General features: G+C 74.3%; 9 protein-coding genes. 8 read left to right on the plus strand and 1 reads right to left on the minus strand.

Features of this window, described 5'->3' with window-relative positions:
- Positions 1-27 precede the first annotated feature (27 nt).
- The 7 genes from soxX to M446_RS33705 all read left to right on the plus strand — a co-directional run bounded on the left by soxX (position 28) and on the right by M446_RS33705 (position 4120).
- Positions 28-570 (plus strand): sulfur oxidation c-type cytochrome SoxX, encoded by a 543-nt coding sequence (soxX, locus tag M446_RS33675; RefSeq protein WP_012336561.1) that lies wholly within the window; start codon positions 28-30, stop codon positions 568-570.
- Positions 567-1028 (plus strand): SoxY-related AACIE arm protein, encoded by a 462-nt coding sequence (locus M446_RS33680; protein ID WP_012336562.1) that lies wholly within the window; start codon positions 567-569, stop codon positions 1026-1028. The genes soxX and M446_RS33680 overlap by 4 nt, the downstream gene beginning before the upstream one ends.
- Positions 1029-1032: 4 nt before the next feature.
- Positions 1033-1353 (plus strand): thiosulfate oxidation carrier complex protein SoxZ, encoded by a 321-nt coding sequence (gene soxZ, locus M446_RS33685; protein ID WP_012336563.1) that lies wholly within the window; start codon positions 1033-1035, stop codon positions 1351-1353.
- Entirely contained in the window at positions 1350-2138 is a 789-nt protein-coding gene (gene soxA / locus M446_RS33690; RefSeq protein ID WP_012336564.1) for a sulfur oxidation c-type cytochrome SoxA, read from the plus strand. The genes soxZ and soxA overlap by 4 nt, the downstream gene beginning before the upstream one ends.
- 301 nt (positions 2139-2439) lie before the next feature.
- Positions 2440-3075, plus strand: coding sequence for a nitrile hydratase subunit alpha (nthA, locus tag M446_RS33695; protein WP_012336565.1), 636 nt, complete (start codon positions 2440-2442; stop codon positions 3073-3075).
- Positions 3072-3815 (plus strand): nitrile hydratase subunit beta, encoded by a 744-nt coding sequence (gene nthB / locus M446_RS33700; RefSeq protein ID WP_012336566.1) that lies wholly within the window; start codon positions 3072-3074, stop codon positions 3813-3815. Before nthA ends, nthB begins: the two co-directional genes overlap by 4 nt.
- Positions 3812-4120 carry a nitrile hydratase accessory protein gene (locus M446_RS33705; protein ID WP_012336567.1) on the plus strand — a complete coding sequence of 103 codons (309 nt, stop codon included), beginning with the start codon at positions 3812-3814 and terminating at the stop codon, positions 4118-4120. Before nthB ends, M446_RS33705 begins: the two co-directional genes overlap by 4 nt.
- Positions 4121-4219: 99 nt before the next feature.
- On the opposite strand, the gene rpsT is transcribed toward M446_RS33705, so the two are convergent.
- Positions 4220-4486: a 30S ribosomal protein S20 gene (gene rpsT / locus M446_RS33710; protein ID WP_012336568.1), complete on the minus strand. Its 267-nt coding sequence runs from the start codon at positions 4484-4486 to the stop codon at positions 4220-4222.
- A gap of 347 nt (positions 4487-4833) precedes the next feature.
- Here rpsT and speB point away from each other — a divergent pair, with 347 nt between their 5' ends.
- Complete coding sequence (speB, locus tag M446_RS33715; protein WP_012336569.1) at positions 4834-5838, plus strand: agmatinase; 1005 nt, start codon at positions 4834-4836, stop codon at positions 5836-5838.
- Positions 5839-6263 lie beyond the last annotated feature (425 nt).

The raw sequence follows: 6263 nt of genomic DNA on the forward strand, positions 1-6263 counted from the left end.
TCTCCGGCGGCGGACCCTCGGAAGCCGATGCGACGCCGCCTCGATCCCCCGCGCGACCCGATCCGCCGCCTGCGCCCGGGGCACCGCCCGCGGCGCCGGGGGCGATGCCTCCCGGCGCGGTGCCTCGGGCCGCGCGGGCTCGCGGCGGCCTTCGCCCTCGCCCTCCTCCCCGCCCTCGCCGCCGCGGCGGTCCCGGCGATCGAGGGCGACGCCATCCCGGCGCCGCTCACTGGCACCGCGGGCGACCCGGCCCGCGGCCGCGCCATCGCCACCGACCCGCGGCGCGGCCTCTGCACCCTGTGCCACGCGGGCCTCGGCGGCCGGCCGGAGGGGGATGTCGGCCCGAATCTGGCGGGGATCGGCGCGCGGCTCTCGCCCGGGCAGATCCGCCTGCGGCTCGTCGACGGCCGCGTCTTGAATCCGGACACGATCATGCCCTCGTATCTGCGCGTCGAGGGCCTCGAACGGGTCGCGCCGGCCTGGCGCGGCCGGCCGGTGCTGGAGGCGCAGGAGATCGAGGACGTGATCGCCTACTTGGCGACGCTGCGCGGCGGAGGGGAGACGCGATGACGAGGCCGGACCGGCGATCCATCCTGGCGGGCGGCGCGGGGCTCCTCGCCGTGACGCTGGTGCGCCCGGCTCGCGCCGCCGAGCGGCCGCCGCGCGAGCCGACCCTGAGCGCCATCCGGCGCTTCGCCGGCGACGCGCTGATCCGTCCCGGCCGGGTCAGCCTCGACCTGCCGCCGCTCGTGGAGAACGGCAACGCCGTGCCGCTCTCGGTCGCGGTCGAGAGCCCGATGACCGAGGCCGACCACGTCCGCCGCATCGCGGTCTTCAACGACAAGAACCCGCAGCCGAACGTGCTCACCATCCATCTCTCGCCGCGTGCCGGGCGGGCGGCGGTGTCGACCCGCATCCGGCTCGCGGATTCCCAGACCGTGACGGCGATCGCCGAGATGTCGGACGGCAGCTACTGGTCCGCCACCGCCGACGCGATCGTGACCCTCGCGGCCTGCGTGGAGGGATGACGCGATGGCCCGCAGCCTCATCAACGTGCCGAAGAGCGCCGCCGCCGGCAGCGTGATCGAGATCAAGACCCTGATCTCCCACCCGATGGAGACCGGCTTCCGGCCGGGCGCGGACGGGCGCCTCGTGCCGCGCAACATCATCACGGAGTTCGTCTGCCGCTTCGAGGACGAGGAGATCTTCCGGGCCGAGCTGTTCCCGGCGAGTTCCGCCAACCCCTACCTGACCTTCACGACGGTGGCGACGCGCAGCGGCACCTTCACCTTCACCTGGAGCGGCGACAACGGCTTCTCGCAGACCGAGCGCGCCGCGATCGCGGTGACGTGAGGCGCCCGCCGCCCCGCCGGCCCGGCCTCGCCGGGCTCCTCCTGCTCTGCCTCGGCGGCGCCGCGGCCGCGGCCGAGATCCCGCCCGGCGAGCGCCGCTCCGGCTTCGACCAGATGACGCCGGAACTGCGCGCCATGCAGCGGGACGAGGCGGCCCATCCGGGCCAGCTCTGGGTGGCGGACGGCGAGGAGGCCTGGGGGACGGCGCCGGCCTCGGGCGCCCCGGCCTGTTCCGGCTGCCACGGGCCGATCACCGCGATGCGCGGCGTCTCGGCGCGCTACCCGGCCTTCGACGAGGGAGGGGGCGGACCGGTCGACCTGGACGACCGCATCAACCTGTGCCGCCGCCGCCACCAGAACGAGGCGCCGCTCGCGCCCGAGACTCGGCCGCTTCTGGCGCTCGCGGCCGCGATCGGGGCGCAGTCGCGCGGGCTCCCGGTGGCGCCGCCGGCCGACCCGCGCCTCGCCGGGGCGCGGGCGGAGGGCCGCGCCCTGTTCACCCGCCGCCTGGGCCAGCTCGGCCTCTCCTGCGCGGCCTGCCACGACGCGCAGTGGGGGCGGCACCTCGGGGCGGCGGTGATCCCGCAGGGCCACCCGACCGGCTACCCGCTCTACCGGCTGGAATGGCAGGATCTCGGCTCCTTCCGGCGCCGGCTGCGCAACTGCCTGACCGGGATGCGGGCCGAGCCCTTCCCGCCGGACGCGCCCGAGCTGGTGGCGCTGGAACTCTACCTGATGCAGCGCGCCGCCGGCCTGCCGGTGGAGACGCCGGCCCTGCGGCCCTAGAGCATTTTCCGACGAAGTGGATGCCGGTTCGTCGCAGACAATGCGGCAAGATCAAAGACCTAGAGCAGCACCCGATTGCAACGTGATCGGGTGCTGCTCTAGCCGGATCCGCGCCGGCGCGACGGTTCCGGCATCACGACGCGTCCTCCTGCCGAGGTGCTCCCCGGCTCGCGCGCGCTCGCGCCTCCCGGGCCGGCGATCCCGCTGCGTGCGCCGGGATCGGTGCGGGATCCCCCGCCCGCCGAATCGCGGCGTGACGGCGCCGCGGCGACGGTCTAGACCTCTGGCCGGGAGGGACGGCATGACGGATCACCACCACGATCACCCGCACCCGCATGGCAGCGAGCTCTCGCCCATGGACCTGCGGGTGCGGGCGCTCGAATCCATCCTGGTCGAGAAGGGCTACGTCGATCCGGCCGCCCTCGATGCGCTGATCGACACCTACGAGACCAAGGTCGGCCCCCGCAACGGCGCCCGGGTCGTCGCCCGGGCCTGGGTCGATCCGGCCTACCGCGCCCGGCTCCTCGACGACGCCACCGCGGCCATCCGCGAACTCGGCATCGGCGGACGCGGCGGCGAGCACATGGTCGTCGTCGCCAACACGCCCGAGGAGCATAACCTCGTCGTCTGCACCCTCTGCTCCTGTTACCCCTGGCCGGTCCTCGGCCTGCCCCCGGTCTGGTACAAGTCGCCGCCCTACCGCGCGCGGGCGGTGATCGACCCGCGCGGCGTCCTGCGCGAGTTCGGCGTCGAACTGCCCGCGACCACCCGGATCCGCGTCTGGGATTCGACCGCGGAGCTGCGCTACATGGTTCTGCCGATGCGGCCCGCCGGCAGCGAGCACCTCGACGAGGCGGCGCTGGCCGACCTCGTGACCCGCGACGCCATGATCGGCACCGGCCTCCCCCTCGCTCCCGACCAGGTGGTGCGCGCATGAATGGCGGTCAGGATCTCGGCGGCATGCACGGGTTCGGGCCGATCGGCTTCGAGGCCGACGAGCCCTGGTTCCACGCTCTCTGGGAGCGGCGCGTCTTCGCCATGGCGATGGCGATGGGGCTGACCGGGACCTGGAACCTCGACGCGAGCCGCGCGGCCCGCGAATCCCTGCCGCCGGCCGAGTACCTGGCGGCGAGCTACTACGAGATCTGGCTCCGGGCCCTGGAGAAGCAGCTGACCCATCACGGCCTCGTCGAGGAGGCCGAGCTGCGGGCGGGCGCCGCGCTCACGCCCCCCGCGCCGATCACCCGCGTGCTCAGGGGCGAGGAGGTCGCGCCGCTCTTCGCGCGCGGCTTCCCGAGCGACCGCCCCGCCGCGCGGCCCGCCCGCTTCGCGGCGGGCGACGAGGTCACCGCCAAGGTCATGAACCCCGCGGGCCATACCCGCCTGCCGCGCTACGTCCGCGGCCGCACCGGCACGGTCGAGCGCGTGCACGGCACCTTCGTGTTCCCGGATTCGAACGCGCGCCTCGCCGGCGAGAACCCGCAATGGCTCTACACGGTGCGCTTTCCCGGGGTGGAATTGTGGGGCGAGGAGGCGGATCCGGGCCTCAGCGTCTCGGTCAACGCCTTCGAGAGCTACCTGGAGCCGGTGCGCAGGGCGGCCGCGCCGGCGCCGGGAGATGGGCCGGCAGGCGCGCCGGCGCCGGCAGGCGCGCCGGCGCCGGCAGGCGCCGCATGAGCGCGCCCGAGGCTTCCCCCTTCGCGGCGCCCTGGGAGGCGCAGACCTTCGCCCTGGTGGTGGCGCTGCAGGAGCGCGGCCTGTTCACCTGGGGCGAATGGGCCGAGGCGCTCGGCGCGGCGAGCCGGCGCGGCGAGCGCCCGGCCGATTACGCGCTCTGGCTGGAGGTGATCGAGGACCTGCTCGGCGCCCGCGGGGTGACCTCGGCCGAGGCGCTCTCCGAGCGCCGCGACGCCTTCGCGCGGGCCGCCGCCGCGACCCCGCACGGGCAGCCGATCCTGCTCGCGAACGATCCCGGCGCCTGATCCGGGCACGAAAAAGCCCGGCTCGCGCCGGGCTGGTTGCTCTTGCCGGAAGCTCTTGCCGGAAGCTCTTGCCGGAAATCTCTCGCCGGAACCGGCCGGTCACGCCTGGAGGGCGTTCACCCGGGCCGTGAGGCGCGAGACCTTGCGGGAGGCCGTGTTCTTGTGAACGATGCCCTTCTGCGACGCGCGCATGATCTCCGGCTCGGCGCTCCGCAGGGCGGTCAGCGCCGTGGCGGCGTCGCCCGAGGCGATCGCCTCCTCGACCTTGCGGATGAAGGTGCGCATGCGGCTGCGGCGCGAGCGGTTGATCGCCGTGCGCTTGGCGATCTTGCGGGTCATCTTCTTGGCCGACACGGTGTTGGCCATCGGTCTTCCTCATTCTCGAAAAGCGCGATGCACGAGGGCCCGGGGGCGTGACGGCGTCGCGGACAGGGCGCGGAAAGCACGGAAAGCCGCCGGGGCGAGCCGGCGGGTTCGCGAGACGCCGTCTATAGCCGCGCGTCCCGCCATCGTCAACGCGAGACTCCCGGCCGCCCCTGCCTGTAGGACAGAACCCATGCCAACGGCCCGGCATGCCGACGCGCCGGGCCGTCGAGCACTCCCAGTTTCCGACACCGAGCCAAAGATTTGGCGAGAAGGCTTGACGACGAGTCGAGAACCGAACCGGCGGTCGTGGCAAGCGACCGCCGGCCTCATCAGACGGAGCCCCGATCATGACCTCCCCGGCCGACGATCCGACCCGCGCCGCGCGGCTCGCGCGCTTCCAGCCCCTCTCCGGGATGGCGATGCCGCGCTTCGCCGGCCTCGCCAGCCTGATGCGCCTGCCGGTGCTGAGCCCGGAGGCGGCCATCGCCGAGCCGGTCGAGATCGGCCTGTTCGGCATCCCCTTCGACAGCGCCACCACCAACCGCCCGGGCGCGCGCCTGGGGCCGCGCGGCGTGCGCGAGCAATCGGCGCTGATGCGCCTCGTCAACCCGGCGACCGGGATCTGCCCCTACGAGCTCTGCGCCTGCGCGGATCTCGGGGACGTGGCGGTCAACCCGGTCGACGTCGCCGACACGCTCGGCCGCATCGAGGCGTTCGCGGCGCCCCTGCGCGCGGCGGGGCTGACGCTCCTCGCGGTCGGGGGCGACCACCTCGTCAGCTACCCGCTCCTGCGCACGGTCGCGGCGGGCCGGCCGGTGGGGCTGATCCACATCGACGCCCACAGCGACACCACCGACAGCTATTTCGGCGGCGCCAAGCTCACGCACGGCACGCCGTTCCGGCGCGCCATCGAGGACGGCGTCCTCGACCCGCGGCGCACCGTCCAGATCGGCCTGCGCGGCACGCTCTACGCCCGCGACGAGCGGCAATGGGCCCTCGACCAGGGCATCCGCATCCTCGACATGGAGCGGGTGATCGCCGAGGGGCTGCCCGCCGCGGTCACCGAGGCCCGCGCGGTGGTCGGGGCCGGGCCGACCTACCTGACCTTCGACATCGATTCCATCGACCCGGCCTTCGCCCCCGGGACGGGCACGCCGGAGATCGGCGGCTTCACCTCCCGCGAGGCGCTCTTCCTCCTGCGCGGCCTGCGCGGCCTCGACCTCGTCGGCGCCGACCTCGTGGAAGTCGCCCCGCCCCTCGACCCCTCCGGCACCACGGCCCTCGTCGGCGCGACCATCGCGTTCGAGCTGCTCTGCCTCCTCGCCGAGGCGCGGGCGCGCCGCGCCGGGTGAGGCGGCCGGGGTGCTGTCAAGCCCGGGGCGCGTCCCAACACCCTGTCCACCGCCGTGTCCCCGGCCCCCTCCCCGCTCTCGACATGACCGGATCCCGGCGCCGGCCCGAAGCCGGCCGGAATCCCGCCGATTCGGGAACAGCGCGGCACATCAAGGGCTTGCGGGGGGACAAGCTGTGCGCGGGCCGTGAGTCGCCGACGCGGTCAAGCCTCCGTTCACCACGCCGCCAACGCTTCCTGTTGCGAAGCTTCACCAGGCGGGCGTAACCTTCCTCCGTCGCGCTCGGGGGTGCGGCGCTTCCCCATCTTCCACAAGTCACGATTCGGTCGGTGGCCCGTTGCGGCACCGCGCCGTGAGTCGTGCCGTCGGGGCGGCTTCGCCGCGGCCGGCATCGCGAGGATCTGCAAGGGCCTGTCGCTTAAGGA

The organism is Methylobacterium sp. 4-46 (genome assembly GCF_000019365.1).
Lineage (GTDB): Bacteria > Pseudomonadota > Alphaproteobacteria > Rhizobiales > Beijerinckiaceae > Methylobacterium.